Source organism: Acinetobacter sp. YH12076, assembly GCF_013419525.1.
GTDB classification, from domain to species: domain Bacteria; phylum Pseudomonadota; class Gammaproteobacteria; order Pseudomonadales; family Moraxellaceae; genus Acinetobacter; species Acinetobacter amyesii.
In genome coordinates, this window is sequence record NZ_VOZY01000001.1 from 183,828 (window position 1) to 210,282 (window position 26,455).

19 protein-coding genes, 1 other RNA gene and 1 pseudogene are annotated in these 26,455 nt (G+C 38.0%); 2 read left to right on the forward strand and 19 right to left on the reverse strand.

The features are described 5' to 3' along the window. Positions 1-325: 325 nt before the first annotated feature. The 13 genes from FTU22_RS00750 to FTU22_RS00810 form a co-directional block, all read right to left on the reverse strand. A complete protein-coding gene (locus tag FTU22_RS00750; RefSeq protein ID WP_180092348.1) occupies positions 326-3,040 on the reverse strand; it encodes a TnsA endonuclease N-terminal domain-containing protein in 2,715 nt (904 codons plus the stop codon). Further along, a complete protein-coding gene (locus tag FTU22_RS00755; RefSeq protein WP_180092351.1) occupies positions 3,033-4,970 on the reverse strand; it encodes a site-specific DNA-methyltransferase in 1,938 nt (645 codons plus the stop codon). The genes FTU22_RS00750 and FTU22_RS00755 overlap by 8 nt, the downstream gene beginning before the upstream one ends. Beyond that, positions 4,971-7,850, reverse strand: a complete 2,880-nt coding sequence (locus FTU22_RS00760; protein WP_180092354.1) for an ATP-dependent DNA helicase — start codon at positions 7,848-7,850, stop codon at positions 4,971-4,973. It lies immediately after the preceding gene. A 103-nt stretch (positions 7,851-7,953) separates the two neighbouring features. Continuing rightward, positions 7,954-9,795 carry a DUF262 domain-containing protein gene (locus FTU22_RS00765; protein ID WP_180092357.1) on the reverse strand — a complete coding sequence of 614 codons (1,842 nt, stop codon included), beginning with the start codon at positions 9,793-9,795 and terminating at the stop codon, positions 7,954-7,956. A gap of 123 nt (positions 9,796-9,918) precedes the next feature. After that, entirely contained in the window at positions 9,919-10,926 is a 1,008-nt protein-coding gene (locus tag FTU22_RS00770; RefSeq protein WP_180092359.1) for an HNH endonuclease domain-containing protein, read from the reverse strand. Continuing rightward, entirely contained in the window at positions 10,919-11,503 is a 585-nt protein-coding gene (locus FTU22_RS00775) for a bifunctional 2-polyprenyl-6-hydroxyphenol methylase/3-demethylubiquinol 3-O-methyltransferase UbiG (RefSeq protein ID WP_180092361.1), read from the reverse strand. Before FTU22_RS00775 ends, FTU22_RS00770 begins: the two co-directional genes overlap by 8 nt. Positions 11,504-11,572: 69 nt before the next feature. Further along, a complete protein-coding gene (locus tag FTU22_RS00780) occupies positions 11,573-11,803 on the reverse strand; it encodes an AlpA family transcriptional regulator (RefSeq protein ID WP_180092363.1) in 231 nt (76 codons plus the stop codon). A gap of 92 nt (positions 11,804-11,895) precedes the next feature. Continuing rightward, positions 11,896-12,789 (reverse strand): hydrolase or metal-binding protein, encoded by an 894-nt coding sequence (locus FTU22_RS00785; protein ID WP_180092365.1) that lies wholly within the window; start codon positions 12,787-12,789, stop codon positions 11,896-11,898. 112 nt (positions 12,790-12,901) lie between these two features. Continuing rightward, a complete protein-coding gene (locus tag FTU22_RS00790; protein WP_180092367.1) occupies positions 12,902-13,945 on the reverse strand; it encodes a YqaJ viral recombinase family protein in 1,044 nt (347 codons plus the stop codon). Between the two features lie 152 nt (positions 13,946-14,097). After that, positions 14,098-15,144 (reverse strand): DUF932 domain-containing protein, encoded by a 1,047-nt coding sequence (locus FTU22_RS00795; protein ID WP_180092370.1) that lies wholly within the window; start codon positions 15,142-15,144, stop codon positions 14,098-14,100. A 78-nt stretch (positions 15,145-15,222) separates the two neighbouring features. Then, positions 15,223-15,570, reverse strand: a complete 348-nt coding sequence (locus FTU22_RS00800; protein ID WP_180092373.1) for a hypothetical protein — start codon at positions 15,568-15,570, stop codon at positions 15,223-15,225. A 96-nt stretch (positions 15,571-15,666) separates the two neighbouring features. Next, positions 15,667-16,035 (reverse strand): hypothetical protein, encoded by a 369-nt coding sequence (locus FTU22_RS00805; RefSeq protein ID WP_180092376.1) that lies wholly within the window; start codon positions 16,033-16,035, stop codon positions 15,667-15,669. Between the two features lie 147 nt (positions 16,036-16,182). Then, complete coding sequence (locus FTU22_RS00810) at positions 16,183-17,334, reverse strand: hypothetical protein (RefSeq protein WP_180092378.1); 1,152 nt, start codon at positions 17,332-17,334, stop codon at positions 16,183-16,185. 741 nt (positions 17,335-18,075) lie between these two features. Here FTU22_RS00810 and FTU22_RS00815 point away from each other — a divergent pair. Next, a complete protein-coding gene (locus tag FTU22_RS00815) occupies positions 18,076-18,300 on the forward strand; it encodes a hypothetical protein (protein ID WP_180008258.1) in 225 nt (74 codons plus the stop codon). A gap of 14 nt (positions 18,301-18,314) precedes the next feature. Here FTU22_RS00815 and FTU22_RS00820 read toward each other — a convergent pair. From FTU22_RS00820 to FTU22_RS00835, 4 genes and pseudogenes are all read right to left on the reverse strand, one after another. Beyond that, positions 18,315-18,557: pseudogene (locus FTU22_RS00820) on the reverse strand (helix-turn-helix transcriptional regulator). 141 nt (positions 18,558-18,698) lie between these two features. Then, complete coding sequence (locus FTU22_RS00825) at positions 18,699-19,658, reverse strand: hypothetical protein (RefSeq protein ID WP_180008256.1); 960 nt, start codon at positions 19,656-19,658, stop codon at positions 18,699-18,701. Between the two features lie 77 nt (positions 19,659-19,735). Then, positions 19,736-20,662, reverse strand: coding sequence for an inovirus-type Gp2 protein (locus FTU22_RS00830; protein ID WP_180008254.1), 927 nt, complete (start codon positions 20,660-20,662; stop codon positions 19,736-19,738). A 526-nt stretch (positions 20,663-21,188) separates the two neighbouring features. Then, entirely contained in the window at positions 21,189-23,552 is a 2,364-nt protein-coding gene (locus tag FTU22_RS00835) for a hypothetical protein (protein WP_180008253.1), read from the reverse strand. Positions 23,553-23,807: 255 nt separating this feature from the next. Here FTU22_RS00835 and FTU22_RS00840 point away from each other — a divergent pair, with 255 nt between their 5' ends. Then, positions 23,808-24,569, forward strand: coding sequence for a hypothetical protein (locus tag FTU22_RS00840; RefSeq protein ID WP_180092381.1), 762 nt, complete (start codon positions 23,808-23,810; stop codon positions 24,567-24,569). 117 nt (positions 24,570-24,686) lie between these two features. Here FTU22_RS00840 and FTU22_RS00845 read toward each other — a convergent pair whose 3' ends face one another. Both FTU22_RS00845 and ssrA read right to left on the reverse strand, forming a co-directional pair. Beyond that, the gene (locus FTU22_RS00845; RefSeq protein WP_180008250.1) at positions 24,687-25,823 is read right to left on the reverse strand and encodes a tyrosine-type recombinase/integrase; all 1,137 of its coding nucleotides are present in this window, start codon (positions 25,821-25,823) and stop codon (positions 24,687-24,689) included. Between the two features lie 182 nt (positions 25,824-26,005). Next, positions 26,006-26,365, reverse strand: a transfer-messenger RNA (tmRNA) gene (gene ssrA / locus FTU22_RS00850). Between the last annotated feature and the right edge of the window lie 90 nt (positions 26,366-26,455).

Below are 26,455 nucleotides of genomic sequence, written 5' to 3' on the forward strand. Positions count from 1 at the left end.
AACTAGCTCTTCATTTTAATTTTTTAGGTAATCTCAGTGCCTTAGGGTGCTGAGATTGAAAATATAACTGCAGTATGGAATATAATAAAAAATTAACTCTTCAAAGAAAGTATAATTATTTTTTATTCATTGGCTCATATATAAATTCAAGATGATTTTTTGCAAAAAAAATGAACGGTTTTTAAATAATAGCTTTTTTTGAGGTGGTGGCAGTTTAACTCAGCGCTTAACCCTTTAAATCATCAGTATTATTTAAAATTTTATTTACCCTGATTTACCCATATACAATAAAAGAGACCGTGGCATTTGCCACGGCCTCTTTTATTTAACTAAGAAGATTCCCGGCTTTTTCCGCCGCATTCCCTCCAGCAATCAAATGCTGATAAAGATGAGCATCGGCATCTGTCCCTTTGATCATTCGATATTCAATATCACTCATACTCGCGTATTCTTTTGCAGCTTTAGCTTTTGCTAAAACGGTTGGATCTTCATACTGATGATCGCCTTTTACCTCTACAATAATGTATTGGCCATTTTTCAATTGCACAAGAAAATCAGGGTAGTAGTTTCTTAATGCATACGAGTCTGGATCAATATATTGGAAATAAAACTCAGTTTTCGACTTATCCGTGAACATACCAGTAAAGTAGATTTTCTCTACATCTTCATCCTTTAATAAGTCCCAGAACAAAGCATGTTCGGGATTAGAGTCGAAAGTATAAGTATCCAAGTTAAAGCTTTTGTCTCTAAGCTCTTCCTGAGTAGTTGAGTAGCTTGCTGTTCCACCCTTACCTTCTGCAATTTCATAGAATGATAAGCCACCAACTGCTGGAGGTATGATTAACTGAACTTCTTTTTCAATCGTTTCTTTTTCAATTTCTTGATCGTAAAGGGCTTTGAAGAGTCTTGGAATAACTACATCATAAAGCAATTCATTAAACTCATTCACACAGTCTATGATTTGCTGAAGTCCTTCTTTAGTCTGCTCGAGCATGGATTCGATTCGAATAGGACTTTTATTCAAGTAACGTGAAATCTCAGCAACTAGCGTCAAAGCCGAATATTCAACTTTAGTCTTCTCACTCGTACGATCTGTCGTCTTACTATATTGAGCTGAATTAAAGTCTCTGGCTTCGAGGTTTGTCGTAGTCACTTGGATAATTTTGTAATCTTTAGTTAACTCATTCCAAGCATCTGTATTTGATGGATCAAGCTCAAGAGCAGTGCCTTTTACAAACTCTTTCTCTTTTAGCTTAATGGTTTGCTTAACATGCTTAAGTTTGATTTTGACATCTTCCCGAACATGAACATTAAGCATATTCTTGGTCTTAGGCTGAGGATCATTAAACTCTGAAGCCGTCATTCTAAAGTTAGCCTGAAGCTCAGCATCAAGAATGTCATAGTTCTCTTTGCTTAGGTAAATCGAACCCGTATATTGTTGTTTGCCAATAGAACGCAAGCAACGCATCGTTGCCTGAAGCACAAAAACTTTAGACTTTGGTGAACGATACATTGCTACGCCAAACAAAGAGCGACAGTTCCATCCTTCTCGGCCTTTGTTCACCAATAAGATGAATTGCTTCTCTGCTCCTTCCGTACCTACAACATCGAGATTATTGAAGTTACGAATATCATCCGACTTGGTAATTTTATCATCACCAACGTTGACCAAAATCTTATCGGCTGATATACCATGTTCTGCCAACTGACGTTCTAACTCAGGCTTCAACTCATCTGTAAGTTCTTCGACTGTTGACGCAAAGAAAGCTAGCTTCGGCAATAACCCTTCAGGCTTGATATCTTTTGTCGCATCTAAGAAATCTTTAACAGCGATCTTTACAAACTCTTCTGTACGTGTCGTCGTATAAGAGTGTACTGCTGGACTTTTTAGATAATGTTCTTGAATCGCATTTTTTAAGTTAAATGCATAGACCACTTCAGGCAGGACATCCTTACCTACATATGGTGTACCCGTATAGTTAAAACATGAAACAACCCGAGTACCAGCTGCATCCAAATTTTTAGCAAGCTCATCGATCGTTCGACGTAAACTATTATCTGTCTTTGTCGTACCACCCATCATGTCTTTTTTCAATGCTTGACCAAATGAGTGGTGCGCTTCATCGACAAAAATACCAAGCTGAGGCAGACGTGATAGTTTCTCAAAACGTTGGTTCGTCTTTAAATCATCTTCATTAGCTGGTAAACCTAAATCACCATAAAGTTCTGCGAACTCGCCGTAATCAGGTAGGCTATTTTCAAATAGTTGCTGTGCAGCCGTTTTTTCAGCATGTTGACGCTTCAGAATAATTTTTTGCGTATTCGATACAATCAAGTTGAACTTAGATCCGTCCATCGTACTGAGCGAAGTGCCAGCTTCATCAAGGAAGTGGAATTTTAAATTCGCATCAAAAATACCTACATATTCTTTTGGCACAACTTTTGAAATATCAAAGGATTCAATTTCTCGAAGAGACTGCAATACGGTTTTATCAGGTGCAAAGATCAAAGCGTTATGACAGTATTTTTCATCCTTTGGCCATTTATTTGCTAATAGGAATTCATAGAAAATACACGTCGCCATGAGTAAGGTCTTCCCCGTACCCATGGTCAACGCAAAGATATAGTTAGGATAACTTCTGCTGTTATCCTTCATTTTCTTTAAAACAGCTTGATAGTTCTTAAGTTCAATGACATCACCAAGCAATAAGCTTCCTTGCAATGAATCATCTTCGCCAAATCCAGTGGCCTTTCTGTTTTCAAATTGATTTTTTGAGTCGTACCAATCCTCAAAAATCTTCTCAACCTTAGCGTTATTTAAAAACTCTTTTAAAAAGACATAAGTTTCCAAAGCTTCAAATTGAGGTCTTCGCAAGAAAGCATCAGGGCGATTACTCGGATCATTGTAATCAAGAAATTTTTTACTCAAGTCACGATAATTTTTTCTTATCGCACCCTTATTTTCAGCATAGAAAGCCCAAAGATAATTAAAGAAAGCAAAATCTAAAGCAGCAGAAGAGCTTTGTTTAGCCTTAGCCATTCGCAAACTCCTCATCTGTCAAATTACGCTCTAATGACTCAGAAAGGAGATCTGTGATCTTGATACGAATCGTACCTGCTTCTTCAGGGATAGCATAAGTACCTTGAACAAGTTCATTTTTGGCAGGAATATCTGTTAATGCTGGTTGGAATACCGCACCATCATAGTTCCAATCGATCATGATACTTTCAACCATCTCACGCCAATCAGATACAGTATCTTTAGTTTGTGAAAGCTTTTGTAGTAAGTTCATTGGATAGAATTTATCTACGACTAACTGGCCATTTTCAACTTTGAACAGTGCTTCGGAGTCACGTTTAAATTGGAGATCTGAACGGTCACGTAAGATATCAACCACTTGGATATCAAGTTTGTAGCCAATAGACTGCTCTACAAATGCAGCTAAGTCAGGTTCATGCCCCATACAGATTAAAGTTATCTTTTCAACAGCCTGGTTTGGCTTTTCTTCTTTACGTTTTTCAAAAGCTTTGTAGTCTACGCCATGAATGAGATCAGCTACATCAGCTTTAGTCGCAATATGATTGACTGGCATGAGTTTGACCATTCGGCCGTCTTTTTCTCCATCGTAAATACTGTTAGGAATTGGTTGAATATCTAAAGCTTGAATAAGCAGTTCTTTTGCTTGAACAGGGTTTCTAAATACATCGTAGTGGTTAACGTTATAGACTTCAAAACCAGTATAGAGTGCTTGATCATCATATAATTCTGGTTGAGTGTTTTTCAATTCGTCAGCAACTTTAATCAAACGTTTAGTTGTGGTTTGAATCGCACCTAAGTTGATGTCAGCACCAATAAACTTACGACCAAGTTTCATAGCTGTGCTTTGAGTTGTTCCTGATCCCATAAAACAATCTAGAATTAACGCATCAGTTTCCGTTGCTGAGTTAAATATACGCTCAATTAGTGCTTCAGGTTTCTGCGTTGGATAATCCAATCTTTCTTTCGCTTGTGAGTTTAACGGAGCTATATCAATCCATGTGTCGGTGATAATAGGACCAGATGATCTATCTAAGTAACGTTTTAAATACGGCATTCCATTTTTAGCATACGCAACCCCTCCTGCTTTATCCATTTCTGCCATTCTTTCTTTAGTCCATCGCCAACAACGAATATGACCATTCCACTCATATGTTAGATTTGGTCTATCGGGATTTGGATTTTGTAAATTATCCATCATATACTTACGTACACTTCCATCCTCTGCGACTTCTTCATAACGATACTTAGCTAAATGTTCTTCAGAATATGTACCAGTTACTTTTTTCCAGCTATGTTTATTTTTATTTTTTGCAAAATAGAAAATGAGATCATGTGAATCAGGAAATTGGTTAGAAGTTAAACCCTTTGCGCCACTTCTTTTCCAAACAATTTCATTAACAAAATTTTCTGCACCAAATACCTCATCTAAGATCAATTTAATATAGTGACCTCGAGTAGGATCACAATGAACCCATATAGATCCTGTATCGGCCAATAACTCCTTTAATAAGACAACCCTTTCATAAATAAATTGCAAATAACTATCGTTATTCCAAACATCAGCATACTGTTTTTCTTCAAAAAAAGACGAATCTGAATCAATCTTTGTCGTCTTTATACGGATAGTTTTTTTATAATCTGCATTTGAGTCAAAAGGTGGATCAATGTAAATCAAATCAACTTTGCCACGAAATTCACGTAGCAAATGTGACATAACCTGAAGGTTATCACCCCAAAAAATCTTATTCAGCCAACCATTAACCGCTTCACCATGTTGTTCTTTTAATTGTGCTGGGTAATAGCGAGTTGACGTAAAAGGACGTTTCCCTTTCCAATTCAACATCGGGTAGCCTTTAATCGGCTCAAACTTAAATACACCCTCTTGAAGGTTTTCTTCCGGCAAATCTAAAGTATTATTTTCAGTCGTCATTTAAAGACTTTCCTTCACAAAATTCCAATTTTTACGATCGCAGTAAAAACGCATGTCACAGTTGGGGCAAAGCTTATCAGGTCTACACGTCATCCCATAATCTTTAGCTTCAATACGAGACACTACTTGATCAAACTGTTTCACTGTTCTTTCAATCTGCTCAGTTTTCTTGTCAAAGCTGACATACGGAGAGCCATCTGATTCACCCGTGTAATACAAGTGCATACGGCTTACCGACTGCCCTGTCTTCTCTTCCAACAAGTGCGCATAAAGCTGAAGCTGGCGTTGGTAGGTTTCAAGTCTTGACTTCTCTTTTTCTAAATCAGGCTTACGCTCCGATTTAAAATCAATAATCTCAACTGTGCCATCTTCCCCACGGATTAAGTCAATACTACCCTTCAAGATGTACTGATCCTTCACCAAAGAAATCTCAACTTCAGCTTCCTGTAATCGATGTAAATGCTGTTTCTCACGATCGTAGTAGTTCAGCACATGCTTCTCAATGGCCTTGATGGTACTAGGCGCCAAGAACTGTCGCTCTTTCTTAGACAAATATATATAGTTGGTGTTCAACCAACTTTGAATCTGCTCGTGAGTCACAAGATGACTTTCGTTACGCAATACTGCCTTATGAATGTCTTCAATCGTTTGATGCACCAACGTACCAAAGATCTGAGCACCTGCTCGAACAGGATGAAACTCAAGTTCTTTAAAGAATCGGTATTGTTCAGGACATGCTTCGAATAAGAGAATATGTGAAGTAAAAGCGTACTCACGCTTCAAATTCATCTCTTTGACTTGAGCAAATTTAATTAGAGATAAATCAAGCTTAGGATGTCTCCAGTTCACGAGGCCATCTACAATTGGCTTAAAGTATTTGGATGGTGAAGCCCCATGACCCGTTTTAATTTCTGCAGATAAGACCAGTAAGTTTTGTGCGCGTGAAAATGCTGTGTAATACAAACGCCAAAAATCAAAGCTCTTAATTAAGTCGAATGGCTCATAGGGTGGTTTATTGAAATAGATATTCTCTAGAGTCTCATCGAGTTGGCTATGACTCTTGCGAGGTACACCTTCCAAACTACAAGTGATTACCACTGGATATTCCAATCCCTTAGATTGGTGAATCGTCAGGAAAGATACACAACCACTTGGCGCATATTCAGAATCATCTTCATACTCACCAATGCCACCCTCTTTCAGGAATCTGAAGTATTGGTTAAACAAGTCTGTTAAGTTTTTATCGATAAACTCTTTTGAAATGACTGTTACATAGTGCAAATGTTCAAACTTGGCGAGTAGTGATGAAAATTTAGATAAGTTACGTGCTGCACGGCCTTTATCTAAGCCATTCAATGCTTCATCTGTGAAATAACGACTGAACAGTGGAAACTGCAACGCTTGATAAAATAGTGCCGTAAACCCATAGTCTGTATTCTCAACCAACTGGTGATGTGTTCTTGCTCGCTCTACTGCCCATTTAAACAAGTCTTGGTTTTCAGTTTTTTGAAGTTCTTCTTTAATTAACGGAATACATTGCTGATCGTAGTAGTCCCAGATGGTCAATTTAAGATTTTCAGTCCACTTACGGATCTCAAAATATTTAGGAAATAAGAAAATAAAGAGACCTATAACCAATTTAATCTCTTCACGATCAAAGAATTGGTTTGATCGTGGGGAATAAACAGGAATACCTTTTTCTTCTAAGTAATTAGCAAGTCCTACTGCACGTTCACTTTGAACAGAGCGGAATAAGAATGCCACTTGGTTCCAATCGGTCAAACCATCATTCTTTAAAGAGAGTAAAAATTGATAATTTTCTTCATACCACTCTTCACGGCCTTCTGCTGTGACTTTAATGACAGAGGGAACGTCTGGAAACTCGTCATCCCGAGCACGAATATTCTTGTCATAACGGAATCGATTAACACCTGAACCCCATTCAAGCCTTTGCATCCATTGACCAAAGAAATTCACAATATCAGGATGGGAACGATAGTTCGTGGTGAGTTGAATCTGCTTACATGCATTTGCATCAAAATTTTTAGGAAACTCTAAAATATTTCGAATAGTCGCACCACGGAAACGATAGAGACCTTGGTCATCATCACCGACCACACAGAGGTTTTGTGCTTGCCCCATAAGCAATTTTAAAATACGTTCTTGTATCGTATTCGTATCTTGATATTCATCGACCATGAGATACTTTAATTTTTCCTGAAGCTCAACCAATACGTGAGGCTGATTTTCTAAAAGTTTTAGAGTCTCATATTGGATGGTTGAAAAATCTAAGGCATTATTTTCTTCAAGTAACTCATGATATTTCTTCAAGCAATGACCAAGTACAGAAACTTCAATATCAGATGCTTCTATTAACTCTTCAGACGTAAGTGCTTCTTCAGTCACCTTATTTAAAAGTGAGATAAGTTGGCTAGCCTTATTCCACCTAGACTGTTCCTCTTTAACTAAAAGATGGAAATCCTCTATCTCCGCAAAGTCTCTCATCTTTTTATAAATTAGAAATTGCTGATCAAATTGATCATACAAAGCAAAGCTTCGCTTAAGACGAGTAAACTGCTGATTTTCTTCTAAGATTCTTAAGCAAATTGAGTGAAATGTACCTAAATACATTTCATTCAAATTCAGGTCAATTTTTAACTCAAGCAGACGATTTGAAATACGTGTCGTTAACTCTCTCGCAGCTTTTTCAGTAAAGGTTACAACCAAAATCGATTCAGGCTGAACACCTTTAACTTGTATCAACTTCACAATACGTTCAACGAGGGTAAATGTCTTACCTGAGCCGGGGCCTGCAATAATGAGTACTGGCCCATCTAAGGTATTTAGAGCTTCTTGTTGAGCCTTATTGATATTCGACATCTTCCCCTCTTCTTCAAGAAAATTGGTAATTTTTATATTTAATAGATGGTGAAGTCCATATAGATGGACTTCACCATCAAATCACTTATTACAAATGATCACTTCATACATCTTCATGCTCTGTAACCATACCTTGTAACTCATCCTCCTCAATGCTATCAATCAATCGATAATATTTTTCAGGATTCCAAGTCTCTTTAATAAAGGCTATAAGATCCTTTTGACGGTTCTTAATAGAATCAATTGTCCAATAGTAAATATCATCTTCTTTTAAAGCATACTTCGTTAACTCTCCTTGGCTAAGGAATGTAGAGTGAGTACTTAACGCATCTAATTTATCAGAAAAATCATAGTCGCCTTTTAATGAATTTGCTGAGATGGAATCAATCACTAAATTCCCGATTCGATGAGTAGCAACTTCATAGAAGTTTTTCTGTTCGCCCTGATCCCATTCAACTACCGTATTACTGATAGGGTTATTTCTAGCAGCAATATGCTCCAAACTTAGTTTTGAAGCATTGTCTTTAGGCTTTAAATAGTGCTTCCACGACAAATGCTCAACTTTCCGACCTGTCTGAGAGCGTAAATAATTTTCATAACGCCAAAGAATATATGTCGCATCAATTCTATTTTGATTATAGAAAGTAGGGCTTTCAATACTATTAGTAAACCTATTTTCCATCCCCCACCATGATGACATCGAAAATATTAAATCTTGTAAGTCCTTATAATTACCTTGGAAATCTCTTGCACTTGCATAAAGTGTGGATAAGCCTGCATCTGAGCGAATTCCACTCAACGCATAACCTCTTACTGCAAATACCTCCATTAGACGCATCACTAAGCAAAATTGCTTTTTATTCTCTGTCTGGTCTAGAGCAAATGTTTTAATCACAAGTGGCCAAAACACTGCCATCTTTTTGACCATAAGTAGATGCGTAAATTCAGTATAGGTATCAAGGCTATCAAAAAGCTTTGTGAATACTTTATAAGTCTCTTCTAGATTCGATACAAATTCTAAAACCCAATTTTGAATTAAATCGGGCTCCATCCCTTGAATAATCTTTTTGATCAAATCCTTAGGATGACGCCATTCATCTGCTTGCCAACTTAAGTAGCTAACAGCGTGGTAAGACAAAATAGAGTCTTCATTTGGAATCAGTTTATTTTCTAACTGTCTTTCGATACAACGATAGATATTTGAAAAATGAGTCTGCACAATCGCTAGGCTATCATTCGGATTTTTGGCATGCAGGTAAATTAAGTGCATTAGATAACTTTTCAAAGCTTCTAAATCTGTAAGCCTTTTGCCTCGATCATTTTGCAATTCAAAGATAAGTGTCGCATCAGCCGAATCTTGTACTGAATAGACCATCACTTTTGCATTGATGAGAACCTTTAACAACTTAATCCATTCATCTGGCTTTACTTCATTACTGAAAAAATCATAGGCTTCTTTCAAGCGCTTTGAGGAAGGTGATGCTTCAGTGGTATTTCCCTTTGTAGTTTTCAAAATTGCTGATCTGAAGAAAGCATTATCTTCCTGAATAGTATTGAATTTATGTACTTCCTCATCATCATCGAATATAAAATTTCTATATAAGGATTTTAGTTTTATCGTTGGTTCATCGATCTTTTCTTTATTTTTTTCTAAAAAATTTAAAGCTGCTGCAATAAATATGACTGAAGTCGTTAAGCGTTGCTGCCCATCCACAACATGAATATTTTTATCGTTATTAAGAGGATCAACTTGGTGAAGCAATAAAGTACCAAGAAAATAACTTTTTTCTTGATTTCGATCCGTCGCGAAAGCTTGTTGCCTTAAATCATCTAAATATGTTGGGAGTTGCTTATCTTTTTCCCAAGCGTAGGCACGCTGATATTGAGGAATACTAAAAATAGAGATTTTAAAAATATTTTGTAAAGTATGGATTGTATTTTCCATTCAGATTTTACTCTTTTAAATATGGCTATGATTTCAAGCTATCACGCTGATAAAAATAAATTTATCTAGTTAGGACTAACAATTAAATTTACCACAAATACTAATTTCGCACTCTTAGACTTTTTATCCGTTCCACAATAAATAATTATTTTCTTTCCCGTGAGCATATGCCCACTCCGCCACCTTATGCGAACGCTCTTTATCTGTGAGAAACCCTAGCACTGAAATTCGCTCCACGATGATCAGATCCTGTTCTTCATTACGTTCCTGCCATTTATGCAAAAACTCATCTGACGCAAGCAAATTACTTTTCTTAGAATTACAGCTTGAATCTGCCAACACAAAATTATGCCCTGTGTCTGATGGGTACATAGACCATGGAATAAAATGATCGACTGCATAATTTCCTTTTCGCATCGGCTTATTGCAATAGAAGCATTTACAGTCTTGCAGCTCTACCAACACGCTTGCTACTGCATTTAACTGGCTCCGACTCGGCTCAAACATGAATTGTTCAAGGTTCGGTAATTGATTCAGAATTTGTGCATTACTGCTGTTCTTTCGGATGTAATCAATCCACCGTTTCTGACAAAGTTCTTCAATAATCTCGCTAAATTGGCGTAAGCAATACATCACTTGAGGCAAAAGAATGAGTTTCTTTCCGCACTGATTAAGCTGAAATATAAACTCAAAATTTTGACCATTGATGTTTTGCAGATAACGGACAGGCATTTCTCTCACAGTGCGAGCCACATCTTTAACTAACTTCAGCCACACCAATGAATCTCGTCTTAATAATCCAAGAGATGAGTAGCTCTGCCTTAATGCAATAATGCGATTCACTATGGCTGCTTGCTTGCCATTGTTCTGATTTAAGATCAGCTGGCCTTCATCATTAAACACATACGGTACAGCCTGCTTCCAATACAGCTCGATAAACTTTTCAGCAATCTCTGTATATTCGAGTGATAAACTTCCACCTGCGTCTTCACCTTTCTCAATCGCCAATCGGCTTAGGCTAATCAGTAGCGCAAACTTATAGGTACTGCTAAAACTTCCTGACTGTAAAATCAGCTGAATATTCTTTAGAAATTTGAGTTGTTCTTGTGCTGTAGGTATTAGATCAGCCATGTTTTTTCCAAAGTAAATTGAGCCATTTTTCTTGACGATCAGGTCGCTGATCTAGCGTAATCCATTGCTGGTTTTGTTCAACATCTTCAAAGAGCTGAAGTAATGCTTTTGCCTGATTCTCATCTAAATCCGTAAAAACCCTCCCATCTTTTTCTCGGTCACTGTCACCATACTTAAATGACATATACAGCACACCATTTGGTTTTAAGGCTGTTATCAACTGGCCAATGACTTCAGCTAAGCGATCACGCTCACAATGTAATAAAGAGGCACATGCCCACACGCCATCATAAACCTCATGCTCATCAATCTCATAAAAGCTCATTAGCTGAACTCGAACACCTGTAAGCTGAGTTGCTTTTTTCGCAAGCTCTTCTGAGTAATCTATTGCATCGACTTTATAGCCTTTATTTTTAAAAGCTAAAGTGTCACGACCTGACCCACAGCCAACATCTAGAATGTAAGCTTGTTTAGGTAACTCAATTAAAAATGGTTGGTACAATCTTTCCATATCAACGTGTAACGTTGCCTCAGCAAAATCATCTGCAAAATTATTGTAGTAATCTATTGTTTTCATTCTTAGTACTTAGTCCCAAACTAAGCTTAGTCTACTAAAAAACAAAAAAATAAGGGAGCAAAGCATCCCTTATCCTCGACTCGCCAACTTATTTTCAATCCACTTATGGATCTCATAAGCTGACCAGCCAATACGGTTTTGGGTAATTTTAACTTTCTTTGGAAATGTTGGATCGTAATACGGTGAGTTTTCATCCATCATTTCATAGATCGTAGAACGTGCAACACCTACAATTTCTACAACCTGCTTAATATTGATGAGTTGATTCATTTGAAAAGTTTGACCAACAAACGCATTCATGAGTTTACTCCTAATCATTCATGCGAGCGGTTATTCGCTCAAATGATATGCAGCTCCGTAAAAATTTAATCTCCTTAAACCTCAACAATCATTCAATTCAAAGTTTGAACAGAACGCTGTAACTCATTCTGTAAATTCAAGCTTGTGGTTTTCTTTTGTTGAGCATCATCGATGCCTTCATCAGATGGATAAAACTCTTCAATGACGTCTAACCCATCACCTGAATCCATTTCAAAAACTGCATTTGCATAACCCTGTCTCGCCTTGTGATCTAAAGCCTCCTGATTAAAACCACTCGATTTACTCTGCTGATCAATTTCTTTAGCAGTCTGTATAGCTTGCTTTAAATCAACGCCTTCACGTAAAGTTAAATCCACGTAATACACAGGCTGGCGATAGCTTTGGGTCGTGGATTTACCCCGAAGAGTGAGTTGTAGCGGTAAACATGAAAGTAAACCATTCGATGCTGCATGGTAGTAGCTTAGTCGTGCGGCCAAGGTCCTTATACTGTTAAAGCCAGTGGTTCTAAAGATGAATGTGCCAAGCTCATCCGACTCATCCAAGTTCACATGCAAACGCCCATAAGGCTTACAGTGCCCGCCTTGAGCCATTGAGCATAAATCAGGGGATGGGCATGGATGCTGCTCTACACCTTGATTGGTCAATCGCTGGCAAGTTTCACCATTACCCACACAAACGGATCGTCCAGTTTGACGGTCAAATAAGCTGTACTCTGCACGCAGATTCAGCTCAGGATCATTAAAGATCATCCGTACAGGAATTGAGCGGAGTTTTTGATTGGACGCTCTAGCCCGCAGCTGTTCATCTAACGGATGTTTGATCCAACCACTATCTTTACTTTGAATTTGACTGGTAATGGTGAATTGGTCATCCTTTTCAGGCAGACGCTTTCCGTTCTTTTCGACCATTCGGCCAATGCTGATTCGCCCTAAAATAGGCGGTGTGATTGCTAAACCTTTAATCATGATATTTCTCTTTTTAACAATGAAATCGGCATAAAAAATCCCATGCTGTTTGGCATGGGATCGTTATGGCCTTAAATTGATTTGCTTGCGTATCTCGAAGAATGAATTCATCTCATTCATCATCTGGGTAAATATTGAAGCGTCTTGAACCAGATTTACTTTGTGGGAATTGGTTCAGATATTCAGGGTACTGTTTTAGTAGTGCTTTGCTATCTAAGCTAATCGAGTCTTTGGCCTTTTTCCACGTGACTGAACCTGCTTTGAAGGTTGCGCGCTCAGCCTCCTGCATCTTGGCCTGCAGCTGGTGCTTCAGCAGATCGAATTGCTCTTGGTGCTTTTCAATTTGATTGCGTGCTTGAATCAGCTGCTCAAACTGTTGGTTGGCTTGATCATCTAACGAGAGATCGGTCGTACTTAGCGGTACATGCTCTGGATACAGTAATTGCAAAGCTTTAGCGGCCGATTCACTAGCATCTGCATCAGGCGGTGTATCCTTTTCCACGCACTCCCAAAAGTAACGCTCTGCATTCACGATATGCTGAATCACCGATTCTGAACGGGTCACTTTAAATATGCGGGTTTCATGTCCGCAGATCAGCACACAGATATGTGCTGCCTTCTTCCCCGTCACAGCCAGTTGATGCTGAACCTGACACAGTACATATAGAGGCACACCATCCCGCCAAAGCTTAGCGCCATATTCCCCTGCGGTTTTACATTCTAGAACCTGCACGTCTGCGTCACCCACTACAGAGTAATCCAAGTTTGCTAACATGAAATGCTTGTCTGGATCAGGATGCTGCAGCACAGCATTGACGCGGCGGACTTTATAGTTGGTATGCATGCTGTAATACTCAGCCACTAAGGGCTCTAAACGCTTGCCCCAATACAGCGGAGCATGGCCTTCGCTTTCATCTTCAATCGATTGCTTGATCCTTCCAGTCTTGATCATCCACAATTCCAGCATCGACATATAAGGGTTGAGCCCACAGGCTGCTGCGCAGTCACTGCTGCCGATGCCTTGCCTTCGCACTTCCAGCCATTCGGCCTGAGTCATATTTTTAGTCGCCATAAAACGTTTTGCGGTAAAATTTTTAGGAGCACGGAATACTTTAGGCTGTGCAGATGCTGCAGGTAGATTTGATAAACGATTCATTGTTAATTCCTCTAATTTAAATTTTGGGCATAAAAAAGCCGTGCCTAAAGACACGGCTTTAAGAGCTTGGTATTTGATTCATAAGTGAAGAAAAATATTTGGCCTTGTTTTGTAATACTTAGGCTAATTTATAAAAAAGAGAACTATTGAGCTTAAGCAAGCATACGCAGCGCTTGTTCGAGTCCACGTTGCTTCAACCCAGCACCTGCGCCAAACCATGCTGAATCGAGTCGGTGATCTTGACTCATAGCCCGGCGTTCATGATCGGCAAACTCGGTGATACTGCAAAGTAAGCCATAAGCGGTATCTTTAGCTGAACTCAGTTCTGCCCCACGTCCATGCCCATTAAACATAGTCATGACTTTAGACATGGCACGGCCATTCGGCTCAGTCTTGTTTTCAGCTTTAGGGGCTGAATTAGCTTGGGTAGCGACATTACGGTAGAACTGAATAATGCCTTCATCCTGTTCCGTTGGACTCAAGCTGGTATTGTTAAACACAGCATCAAAATAAGCTGCTGCCTCACTTTGAGTGACTTTACGCTGGCTGAGCTGTTTCATTTCATACATATGTTCATCCCATGCCCGGACAGAAATTCCCAACTGCTGTTTAATCTTTTGGGCATCAAAGCGAGTGCTGTGCGGGACTTTGACCACACCTGCACTGCTGTTCTGTCCTTTGAGAGCAATCGCTAAGGTGTTATTGCACACCACACGGATTGAAGTGAACTGTGCAGTTGTCGCTAGTGTCCCATCACAGCCCGAAGCCAATAAGATATAGCCATTACTGACATCTTTACCTTTGAGTGCTGCTGTCTGACCGGTTTTAGCCAAAGCCCAGAATTTTTTTCCGCCTTTCAATACACCTGCCGTTTCCAGCTCAAAACCTGATTGTTCAGTTAAATCACGGTAGAACTCTAAAATCTGTTTGGGTTGAACTTCTTGATAGCGCTGACTGACCACAGATAGAGGAGCATGGGTATCCGAGCGGTAAAGTACGCGCTGTTCCTCGAAAGGCATGATGATGCTTTGCCCACGTTCATTTTGTGCCATGTAGCTGACGTTTGATGATTCGATACGCCAATCCATGCCTGCCTGTTTCGCCCAGACTTCAATCGGCTGATTTTGCGCGAGCTGATTGCCAAGACCGTGCCATGGGGTTTCACCGACATAAGCCATTTTTTCAATTAAATGTGCCATATACTTATTTCCTTTTAATTTTTACTGACTATTCAAATTAGGGGATTAAAAACAACTACCGTCTAAATTCCATCAAATCTAGTTAAAGTAGTGTCCGCACTCCAAACAATGGTGATGTACTTGCGGCTGAGATTCATCTTTCATAGGGTTTTCGGAATGCTGTTCATGGATGTGTTTCAATATGCAGGCTGCACAGCCAACTGCCCCACCGATTAAAGCCCCAAATACATAAATCATCGTACGCTGCCCCTTAATCAGCCGAGCGCTAGATGCACCCATCGCGGCATAATTCACAACGTTCTGAATCAGATTTTGTATAGGCGGCTTTAAAGACCTTGGCTGCTGAAATTCAATGGATGTAGAAAGTTGAGGGCCGACCATTTCAGTTTCGTCACCGCCACATGCAGGACAAATAATTAAATTCATCTTTATTTCCTTAAAGTTTAGACATAAAAAAGCCGAGTCCTTCATGGACTCGGCTTTTTGATTCATTGATTTTACTGTCTTAACAAATGAGATCGGCTAGTTAAAGCTATAGCTTACCGTTCCTTCAGTGGTTTCAATATCCACCTGTACCACATTGGCAAAACTGCATTTAGTGACTCTTAATCTAGCAAGTTGTCCCATCTGAAAATGCAATGGAAAGTTAAATCTTCGATCATGACCGATAAAGCTGCACTGCCCGTTATTGACTATGACATTCGTCACCTCTATCGGTTCAGCTGTATTAGAACGAATAGAAATCACTGGAGTACTCCACGAGTACAAACCCGCTTCATTTAACTCTACTGAAAACGTATCAGGATCAAGACTTGAACTGCAGCCTTGTAAAGTCAGTACAGATATAAATGCCAATACAGCAAAGCTCAGATTTTTAAATAAGTTATTCATTATAAATTTTTCCTAAATCGTGTATTCAAATGTAGATATATACTTTCCCGTCAATTGGCATTGAGAAGAGAAAGCCATTACATCTAGGTAATATGTATTTGAAATTTCTTTATTTTTAAAAAGCACTAAAATACAAATTTTTCATTTTCACCCATGACCCAAATACTGAAGCTCATCAGATTCTTTAGGAATTTCTGGCTTAACGTATTTTTGTAATAATGATTCTGGAGATAAATAGTTTTCTAGGCCAAACTTAAATTTCCATATCGGTGATGTCAGCACGTCTTTAAAAGGTAGTGTGTCAATTTCCTCAACAGCATCATTGTTTTTCCAGAATACATTGACCGCACTTTTTTGCTTAAATGTATTCGGCTTAATGATTGGTGAGAGATACAATCTAGAGGTATAGTTCTGCTGATCAGGATTGCCATAACGTACTAAATAAAAAAATATCCCATCCAAATTCAAGGTGTTATTTTTCGGTGTAAATACATAGCCGATGTTAAGTTGTCCAAAGTTTTCTGCGAGAGTCTTTGCTAAATCAGGCGGAACCTTGATGATTAGTTCTGATTTAACCACAGAGGAAACATATCGGCTTTTCTGTTTAAAGTTAATTGTCATTAACTCTTTATCAGCATTATATTGGTAAGCGCTTTCGCTTCCGATTGAAGTAATATCAGGAGCAATATAATTTAACACCCTTTCCAATAATTCAGCATCATAGTCGATTACATTATTTAGGGAGTTTTGCTGAGCTTGCTTAACTCGTTCCTCATAATGCTGTGTTTTTTCAAATTCCTGTTTGGGTTTAACCTTTGGTACTTGTAAGGCACGTATATAGTTTATGGCGAGATTGTTAGCATATTTGAAATATTCATCATTACTCAAATCGACTAACATATTGTTGTCTAAGTTATGCCCCGGCATTCCAATAACAAGAAGCTGACTCTTATCTAAATGTAATTGTTTCTTGATAAATTCATGATTGTCGGGGAAGAATAAATCATTCTCAAGATTGCTCGGTTCTTTGTAATGGAGCACATTCATTTTTTCAGGGTAAAAGTAAATCAAATTACTTCGCAGTACATCACTGTCTATTTTTTCCCAACTTTGATCAGGACTGATTTGAGCTTTCGGTACAATCACGACTGATGTTTCAGTAACACTCTGCAAAGCTTCTTTGCTTTCTGTGGTTTGCTCTTCTACAGCAGGGTCACTTTCAGGCTGATCTTTACTAGAGCAGGCGCCCAGTCCCATCAATAAAATACATAAAGACAGATACTTTAATTTTGTTGTCATCTTGCATCATTCTCTTTTATTGTCCATAAGTGCCTCTCAGAAATCGCAAAGCTGGACTTATGGTAGTTTGATGTTCCTCTTGGAGTTCTGCCTTTTCTTCTGATGTGGCTGTTCCATAGAATGAGTTGATCTACAAATCAGCGATAAAATGATTCAGATGTGCAGGCCAATAAAGGAACAAGCGCCTTCATTGAGCGTTCCCCAATTGCTAAATTTTTAAAATTCGGTTTTATCTGGCGAAGAAAACGCCATAGAAAGTACTGGAGTAAAGAAGAGAATCAGTATTTAAAAATGTAGTACGCATGGCGGACTCCTTGTGTGTATTAAAGAGCTCTACCAAATTACTGCTAAATAATGGTGGCAGAACGAGAGAGGGTTAGCAGACTGACACACAAGAATCAGCACGCACAAGGCGTCCCTCCCTCGCCCTACCGCAACGGAGGAGGAACGAACGAGTTCGCCACCAAAAAATTACTCTTTTGATGTGCTTGTGTGTAAATGGTCTGCTAAAACCAACTGACCATGTGGGTCAGCAGGTCAAGGATAATTGGCAGGATTTAAAGTGTCAACGTTGTATTTTTACTTTAACAATCAATTGAGTATTTTCGCTAGTCACTCTGATTCAGAATGACTATTGAATAATCAACATCATCTAAACTTCAACTGAGGCTCCGATCTCAACATGAATTAGACAACATACTCAATTATAATAGTGCTTAGCGTTATTAAAGGAATCTGCGCATGCAGCGATTGAAATGTATTGGAGGTCCACTGTATGGGCTCGAATATTCGCATTCGCAGGATGAGTTCAGATTCATTGACAAACAAACGGGCAAAGAAACCCTTTATTGCAAACAAGTCTTAGACTTTACCCCACCGCAGGCATTCTTCATTGCAAAATCAATTTCTTCTGATTTTGCTTATGCACTGGCATTACAACTGATGGGGCAACAATCTCATTCTTAGCTTTGTGTTTTATTTCAATTTGTGATCATACTACGTTCACTGATCTTTTGACCGATCCATGCATTGACCTCATGCGCAACCCACCCCACTCGATTACTGGTTAAATTAATCTGTTAAGGAAAGCTGGCATCGTAATACTTGGATTTAGGGTCTAGCAGTAAATAAATGGTGGCACGACTCAATCCGGTGATTTCAACCAATTGCTTGATATTTAGGATTTGATTGATCTGAAATGTTTGTGAATTTAGCGCATTCATCTGATGGACTCTGATGTGGTATGAAGGCGTGCGTTCTGCACATATCATGTTCATCACCGTAAAAAAATATGCCTGCCCCCCCTGTATCCACTGGATTGAATACAGAGGTCGGTTCATTTCAATTGGCTTTGATAGGTTTAATCACCATTTCTTACCATTAAAGATTTTAAATCCCCGTGGTGCGATACAAATCTTATTCATCTTTTCGTCTACACAAGAAACTTGCTTCGGTAAGTCAGACAAATCTTCAAAAGCATTTTGAGGTTCAGGGAATTCAACAATATCCTCACGACCAAAACCAAACGGATTCGTATGCGATTCTTGAAACGCTTCATTCGAAATTGGTAATAACTCACCTATCTCATAAGTTGCTTCTTGCCATAACCGAAGCAACAAACCTGAATAATCGATATGGGTAGAGTACAATGACTTTTGAAAGGTTAAGAAAAATCGAATCACATAGCAGTTTCTATAACTATCACGAATTAAATGGTAATAGCTAAATATGACTTGGGATTGAAACCACGGTTGGTATTTCAGTTTCATTTCAAATGCTTGAAATGATTTAACAACTTGCTCTATGGTCTGCAACAGTTCTGTACCATCGGGATAACTCAGATAAAATCTGAGATCTGGTGCGTCTACACTGGTCTTACCTATTTGAATATAGGCATCTTCCAAACGCGTAATTTGTTTATCTTGTTGTTCATTTTGCAGGCGTAGATTCTCAATAAAACCAGTAGTATTAAATAGGCTCTTCAGTTTATGAAGAATCGACTGAATCATCCATTGTTCAGTATAAACCTCAGTGGGTCTAAAATAATACTTACCTAGCTTCTCTTCTTGTAAAGTAGAAAAATAAGCTTTTTTAAATTGCATAATCCAGAAACTGCAATCCAAATCCCGAAGTGAGAACATCAGAAAATTCCATTCCAAAAAATACGCCAATAACACTTTCGCTGATTGATCCATTACATCTTTGGAATACTCAGCTTTGTCAAATTTAGGATCATGGGAAGTATTGCGAACTTGGGCAAAGATGCTATGTATATCCTGCTCTAAGCGTGGTGCAGTCTGGTGTTCGATGTAAGTCATGTCCATTAGATCAGTCCTATGTATTGAATTCATTCATAGGACTGTCATATCTGTATTTTTTTATAGATTAGTGTTCAAATCAGCTATGGATTACAAACTTCAATTGATTGCCCCACTTTCCCCCTTCGCCAATGAACATTAAAGTTCCCATGATTAAATGTTCGCATACGGGGTACGCGGACACGCAGATTCTGATATTTCTTTTCAGGATTAACCAGATAGACGGCTGAATTGATTGCATTTTCAACCTGAAGAGCTTGAGAACGATGGATCATGCCAATGCCCAGTTTACCTTGCTCTTCAAATTGTGCTTTGTATTCTGGGGCATTAGATATAAAGCAACTTCCTCGCCCTGCTGTAAGTTCATGCCAATATTGAGAAACTGCTAAGCCAATCCCAAAATCATTCTGATGTTTGCTGCCGTCGTAAATCAGTAAAACGTGACAATGAAATCCTTTAGTCTCTCCCTGCTCGATCGCCCAAGCAAAACCCTGCAACCCAGTAAAACACCTATCACGATTCGAATATCGATTACTCATCTTTTTCATTAAACTGTGAAATTGCCTAATATCAATTTCACTTTGATATTGCTGCTGAATAGCAAAATCCACTCTCACAAACAACAATCGGGCGTAGTGTTTCAATAGCTGACGTAAATAGGTTTCTAAACTTTCTCTATTTCTAAGTTCTTGCCGAGCAAAACGATCATCCTCTAAATCAATCCTTTGAGATTGATTTAAGACATAGCCAATAAAGTAAGCTATATCTATACTGGTCAAATCCATAGGGTTACATGAAATACCATGCTTGTGCTTAAGCAGATGAAGTGCCTCACTATAGATCTGAATAGTTGCTGCATACTTTAAGTCTTCACTCAAGTTAAACACCAAATCAGGACTAATAAACGCGATGGCTTCTTTGATCTGTTGATTAGATATCTTACCTATAAGAACATTTCGAATGAGATTGTCTATTCGAATCAGTTGTTCTGAATGATATTGCGTATTCATATTCAATCTCGTATTGGTTATTCACATACCAATACGAGTGCTATATTATTTATTAGGTACGCTCTAAGACTTAGGCTAATCCAATATAAGCATATATTTTCATTGAGATATTTAGTTTCAGATATATAGAAATAAATTATAAATAATATTAAAAACCCACTAACATCTTCTTTTCCCGCTTCCTACTAACTAGACAATCAATATCGAAAAGAGCCTATATTAAGCAAGCCGAGCAATCGACAACTACAAGCTAAAGTTACGCACACAACTCTATGAATGTAAAACTGTCAACAGCCTCTGAGCTATTTCCAATTTACGAGCATATATTTTTATTGAATTGCTGATAGTATGGGCACAAGCACATATATTTCTCAAAGGTAAAAAACCACGAATGGAACTTTAACTTAAGCAACTTTCGTAATGAAGAAGTAGCAGAGTTCTCCAATCGAACTCACGCTATTCGCTACAATTTAGCAAATACTCAATCAGTTGATCACGCCCCCTAACTTGCTCAACGTTAACAGTACTATTTTTTTGGTATTGCCCCCTTAATAAAAGCTTTTGGAACTTTTTGGCTAAATGGAGCTTGAAATACATTGCGATATACAAAATATGGTATGACATGCTCAAGGACCATTTTTTTCATTTTTCGATCAGATGCTTCAATACAGACATGATAACTATTGAGTGCTTGATTATCTGTATTCAAGCACTCAACTGAACGCATTAATATTGTTGGATCGATTAAACCAAAGTACTTTATATTTTCCGCTTCTTGCAATTTTAAAGTCTGAACTGCTTTAGTATCCAGAAAATTGTTCCAGCGTTGATTCAAATCTTGGACTACAGTAAATAATTGTTCCTGACAACGATCATTAAAAAACAAAACTACATCCAATGTAAACTCAGGCATCTCCTGTATTTTTTTCTCTTGCCATATACCAATATAGCCACGCAACCAGTAACAAGGCTTCGCTTGCTTTGCTAAACGCATAAACTCAGTAAACAATTTTGAGAATTCTGACTGTTCTAAGCTTCCCTTAGATGAACTTGCCTTAACAGAAATACGATAAGCCCAACAATTTTGCCCCAACACATGATCAAGATATTCCCGTGTATTTGACTGTCGTCGTGCACATTGAGTATATTGTTTTTCCAAGATTTCACGTTTATCTATTTCTATAGTTTGCGTTGTAAAAAAAGAATGCCGTAATTTTTGAAGGTTTATATTTAGCTGACCTAATGCAGTACAGGGTATTGGCAGATCAAATATGAAGTCTATAAAATTCTGATGAAAATCCCTCCACAACATCAAATTGCCTTCCTGCCCAAACCTCCATGTCCGTAAACCACGATTTATTAAATAATCAATCCGTTCCACAAAGCTAAGATCGTATGCAAATTGCCTTACAAGTGACCAATACTGCTGACCAAGTTGCGTGGCTGATGTTTGTATATCCTTAACATTTAAAAAGTGCATCTGATTCGCTGATCTCACCTCATTAAAGGCGGGATATTGATTGTGCAACAAGGTTTCAATAAATACTTCAATTTGGAACAGCCACTCTCCATATAGTTCTGGCAGCCCTTGCTCAGCACAAAATTCTTTATAGTAAATCTGTCCAACGAGCAGACGGTCAGCTACCCGCTTATCAAGATGTTTGACGTCCCATATACTTTTAGAAGCCTTCCATTCCTGCAATACCTGCGCAAGATTTTTAGGTTGAGGGGTTTTCTTAGACGGCACAGGTGGATAATGTATATCAGGTTGTTTCCAATTAAGATCGTCAAAGACCTCATTCACCTCAAGAGTTATTTGAGGATGTATGAGTTTAGCCACTGAATCTATTTTAAAAAAATAGCTGAGTACCCAATACTTAAATTGTTCAACCCAATTAGGTGTTTTTATTCCCATACGACCAACAGCATATTTATTGCCATGTGTCCTTACAAACCTATTTCCATTAATGACTTCAATAGCATCATAGTGACTAAATCTTTTTTTCAATGCTGCTTGTAAATGTGCAGCAATTTCAGATTCTTGATTAATATTGAATCGTCTTAGGATAAAAACACATGAAAGCTTTAAACCCTTTTGATAATCATGCTCAAGTTTTGTGTATGTGCGCAGTCTATCTGGAATCAATTGAAAAATTGTATTCTGTATCTCAGCCCGATCTTTAACTACTTGTTCAATCAATTGCTCTAATGGTTCATTCTCTGCTTGATTCACTATACGCACAAATCGAATATCAAGAACTAAGATATATACTTCCTGATGTATTGATAAAAGCGTATCAAAATGCTTAAAAGCATCATTGATTTTGTCTGCGACTTGCTTAGCCTGCTTATCTTTTTCCTCAATATATAAAGGATCTTTTTGCAAGTCTAAAAAGAAATTAATTAATCTATATATTTTTTTATGTGGGAACTTTAAAGGTGACCATTGCTGTCTATATTCTTGCAAACCTGCTGAATTTATCAAAACTTTTTCAATGCCTAAAGTATTACCTGGTAGATTGGCCGCATCTTCTTCCAGAAACTTTTGAAAACATTCCCAATTCAACCCAAGCTCAAGACAAGTCATATTGAACATTTTACGTTCAAACATAAGCCCATTAAAGTAAGGCCAAAAGTTACCTTCAAACTCTGCATGCTGTGTAACATCTATTCTCAACTGTTTAACTTGAGGCAAACACCCCAACTTCAAATCATCAACAAATTTTTCAACAGCCTCAATGACCCGAACTGATTCTTTATATAAACAATTAAGCTGGTTTGTCTTATCACACTTCAAAGAAGAATTTATGCTTTCCCAAACATAAGGAACTTTATTAAAAAATAATGTATAAAGATCTTTATCTTTAATTATTAACTTATAATTTTCCACAATTATACTCAATACCTGTTCACCCCCCTTTATATTAGCGGTATTAAGCCATATTTAACAACAAATAAATACCTATTAATCACAGCAATTTCTACTATCATTCACTGTTAATAAAAACATTAATCACCGTGAATAATACAATTTCCCCCTAGCTAGGCACTTAAACACTTTTCGCAACTAAAGTTGCTATGGCAAAAAGATCAATTTTTAAATAAAATTATTTCTAATTAAACATATTTTAGACATTGTTTTATCATGAAAAAATTAACTGTTATTGAGCTATGTGAACTAACCGGGCTCACCAGATCACAAATATACTACCTAAATAAAAAACATAACCTAATAAATTTAAATGAAAAAATAAATTATGAGTATGCTTTACCGATTATTACCACATTAACAATAAAGAAAGCAAAAAAAGCAAATGAAAAAAATTTTAGACAAATTTTAAACATGCTAATTTTGCAAAATCATGCTCTACAAAAACAGCTAAATTTAGCCAGGGAACTTGAAAAAAACTATCTTTCAGAACTTATGAATTACCAACAGAGTCTGGCTCAAAAAAATACCTCAACCCCCTCTATAGATGAGGGTAATGCACAATTAGTACTTAAAAATAATATTGATGAAAAATCTCAAAACCCTATACAACCAAAGAGCGACATGTACGCTCCAAAAGAATCATGTTATAGCAACGATATAGAATCAGAATCTGCAAGTGAGAATGGCATCCGACCACTCTCCATAGCATCTGTTCATAATGGGCCAATCTTATCCGATTTAGATAAGATCAAGAGTGAACCTAGCAAACAAAAAAATGAAGTTATTGAGAAAAAAGAGAATGCTTTCTTAAGTACTCCACCATCATCTCAAAATGATGGTAAAAACCCACAAAGTCCGAACAAGCGTAAAAAAGTTTCGACTTTGAGATCAACACAAATACCCAAATACATCTCTATAACCAAGCGTAAACCTAACGCCGATAAGCAAAGTGAACAAACCACTGAAAATGAGTGAATAGCAGAGCCAGATAAGGCTATAAAAAAATGTACTAGCTCAAATTTAACCTGACAGTTACCCGTTTTTTATTGTGTCTGTCAGGTTAAATTTGAGCTAGATTTTTCTCCTTGTGATTTATTTTAACCAAGCACTCACTTTTGTCCCATACCACTCCATAATCTTTACACGCTCATCCCAATACTGTGCTCGGTTATATGCCGAACGAATACGGTTCTGTGGCACATGCGCAAGCTGACGCTCAATTGCATCTGAATTAAACAAATTTGACTCATTCAGTACTGTACTAAATAGCGATCTAAAACCATGGGTTGTCATTCTACCTGAATAGCCAGAACGCTTAATTACAGCTAAAATTGTTTCACTACGCATAGGTTCTTTATTGTTTAAACGATGTGGGAATAATAGATCTTGGTTGTGAGTCAAACGTAGTGCCTGAAGCTCATCAATCATCATATCTGTTAAGGGTACACGATGGGGTAAACCATTCTTCATACGCTCAACAGGAATATCCCACTTACGTTCTTCAAGATCAAATTCTTCCCAACGTGCTTGCAACAACTCACTTACTCGAACGCCAGTCAACATAACCAGAATGATTGCATGGTGAGTCTGAGCATCTGCTGGATAGGCTTTAATCCTTCTAAGAAATTCAGGCATTTCACTTTCAGGTAATGATGCTAAATTCTTCACTTTTTTATTCTTAAGCGCATAAACCAAATCACTTGCAGGATTGTCATATCGATAGCCGTGAGCTATGGCATATTTCATAACCATACCGCATCGAGATAGCGTACGTTTAGCTACTTCAGTCGAACCTCTAGCTTCAATTTTTTTAATAACCTGCAAGATCTCAGGTGCCTGAATCTGATTGATTCGCTTATTTGCAAGAGTAATGTAAAGCTCATCCAAAGATGCTCGCACATTACTGATATGTTTAGATGACCAAGTTTCTCTTTGATTCTCAAACCAGTCTTCCGCCACGTCTTTAAAAAATGGCTTAATGTCTTCATGCAAAACTGACTTGGAATGCTTGTATTTCAGTTCAAGGGCAAGCTCTCTTGCTTTCTTTAAGCTCATATCAGGATATGGACCTAGTGACTCTGACTTGCGCTTACCATGAACGGTATAGCGCACATTCCAATATTTTTGCCCTGCTGGTGTGACCAATAGAGATAAGCCATTTTCATCAGAAAGGCGGTAACGCTTATCTTGGGGCTGTGCTTTTCTGCATTCAGTATCCGTGAGTTTCATCTGTATACCCTTTATCTAGACTAAAAATAATTGGGTAAATTTTCCCAATAATTACCCGCAGAAGGCAAAAATTGGGTCACACTGCTTAGGACAGTATCGGACAATACAACCAATAAAAAAGCCCTTAAATATTGAATTTAAGGGCTTTTTTACATTCAGTCGAACATCACTGAATTAAATTTTGGTGGAGATGGCGGGAGTTGAACCCGCGTCCGCCAGCACTACGCTCGAGAATACTACATGCTTAGATATCGTCTATTGATTTAGCTCTTTGTGACCCGACGAACAGGGTACAAATCGCGATCCTTTAAGATTTAGTATAAGACCCCAAGGCTTGATCTTATACGGACTTGTGTGCGTTCGCTTCAGTCGGGACCCCTAACCACAAGTATTCAGGGATGCGGACAAGCTGCCCTTAGGCAGCTAGAGCGTAAGTTTCGTCGTTTGCGACTAAAATATGCAAATTTGATTTACGAGAGAAAATGCGCTCTCGACATGCATCTATGAGTTTCATCACCAGCGTCGAAGCCAGAAACATCCCCAAAGTAGCGTCATCATAGCATAACTTCAAAAAATTGCGATGCAATTTCGAAACAATTACACATTGATCTGCGCTTAATTACATAATTGCG

What these genes read in the sequence shown, in the direction of transcription:
- FTU22_RS00750 (WP_180092348.1), bottom strand. Translation starts at nt 3,040, where the DNA reads ATGGCTAAGGCTAAACAAAGCTCTTCTGCTGCTTTAGATTTTGCTTTC.
- FTU22_RS00755 (WP_180092351.1), bottom strand. Translation starts at nt 4,970, where the DNA reads ATGACGACTGAAAATAATACTTTAGATTTGCCGGAAGAAAACCTTCAA.
- FTU22_RS00760 (WP_180092354.1), bottom strand. Translation starts at nt 7,850, where the DNA reads ATGTCGAATATCAATAAGGCTCAACAAGAAGCTCTAAATACCTTAGAT.
- FTU22_RS00765 (WP_180092357.1), bottom strand. Translation starts at nt 9,795, where the DNA reads ATGGAAAATACAATCCATACTTTACAAAATATTTTTAAAATCTCTATT.
- FTU22_RS00770 (WP_180092359.1), bottom strand. Translation starts at nt 10,926, where the DNA reads ATGGCTGATCTAATACCTACAGCACAAGAACAACTCAAATTTCTAAAG.
- FTU22_RS00775 (WP_180092361.1), bottom strand. Translation starts at nt 11,503, where the DNA reads ATGAAAACAATAGATTACTACAATAATTTTGCAGATGATTTTGCTGAG.
- FTU22_RS00780 (WP_180092363.1), bottom strand. Translation starts at nt 11,803, where the DNA reads ATGAATGCGTTTGTTGGTCAAACTTTTCAAATGAATCAACTCATCAAT.
- FTU22_RS00785 (WP_180092365.1), bottom strand. Translation starts at nt 12,789, where the DNA reads ATGATTAAAGGTTTAGCAATCACACCGCCTATTTTAGGGCGAATCAGC.
- FTU22_RS00790 (WP_180092367.1), bottom strand. Translation starts at nt 13,945, where the DNA reads ATGAATCGTTTATCAAATCTACCTGCAGCATCTGCACAGCCTAAAGTA.
- FTU22_RS00795 (WP_180092370.1), bottom strand. Translation starts at nt 15,144, where the DNA reads ATGGCACATTTAATTGAAAAAATGGCTTATGTCGGTGAAACCCCATGG.
- FTU22_RS00800 (WP_180092373.1), bottom strand. Translation starts at nt 15,570, where the DNA reads ATGAATTTAATTATTTGTCCTGCATGTGGCGGTGACGAAACTGAAATG.
- FTU22_RS00805 (WP_180092376.1), bottom strand. Translation starts at nt 16,035, where the DNA reads ATGAATAACTTATTTAAAAATCTGAGCTTTGCTGTATTGGCATTTATA.
- FTU22_RS00810 (WP_180092378.1), bottom strand. Translation starts at nt 17,334, where the DNA reads ATGACAACAAAATTAAAGTATCTGTCTTTATGTATTTTATTGATGGGA.
- FTU22_RS00815 (WP_180008258.1), top strand. Translation starts at nt 18,076, where the DNA reads ATGCAGCGATTGAAATGTATTGGAGGTCCACTGTATGGGCTCGAATAT.
- FTU22_RS00825 (WP_180008256.1), bottom strand. Translation starts at nt 19,658, where the DNA reads ATGGACATGACTTACATCGAACACCAGACTGCACCACGCTTAGAGCAG.
- FTU22_RS00830 (WP_180008254.1), bottom strand. Translation starts at nt 20,662, where the DNA reads ATGAATACGCAATATCATTCAGAACAACTGATTCGAATAGACAATCTC.
- FTU22_RS00840 (WP_180092381.1), top strand. Translation starts at nt 23,808, where the DNA reads ATGAAAAAATTAACTGTTATTGAGCTATGTGAACTAACCGGGCTCACC.
- FTU22_RS00845 (WP_180008250.1), bottom strand. Translation starts at nt 25,823, where the DNA reads ATGAAACTCACGGATACTGAATGCAGAAAAGCACAGCCCCAAGATAAG.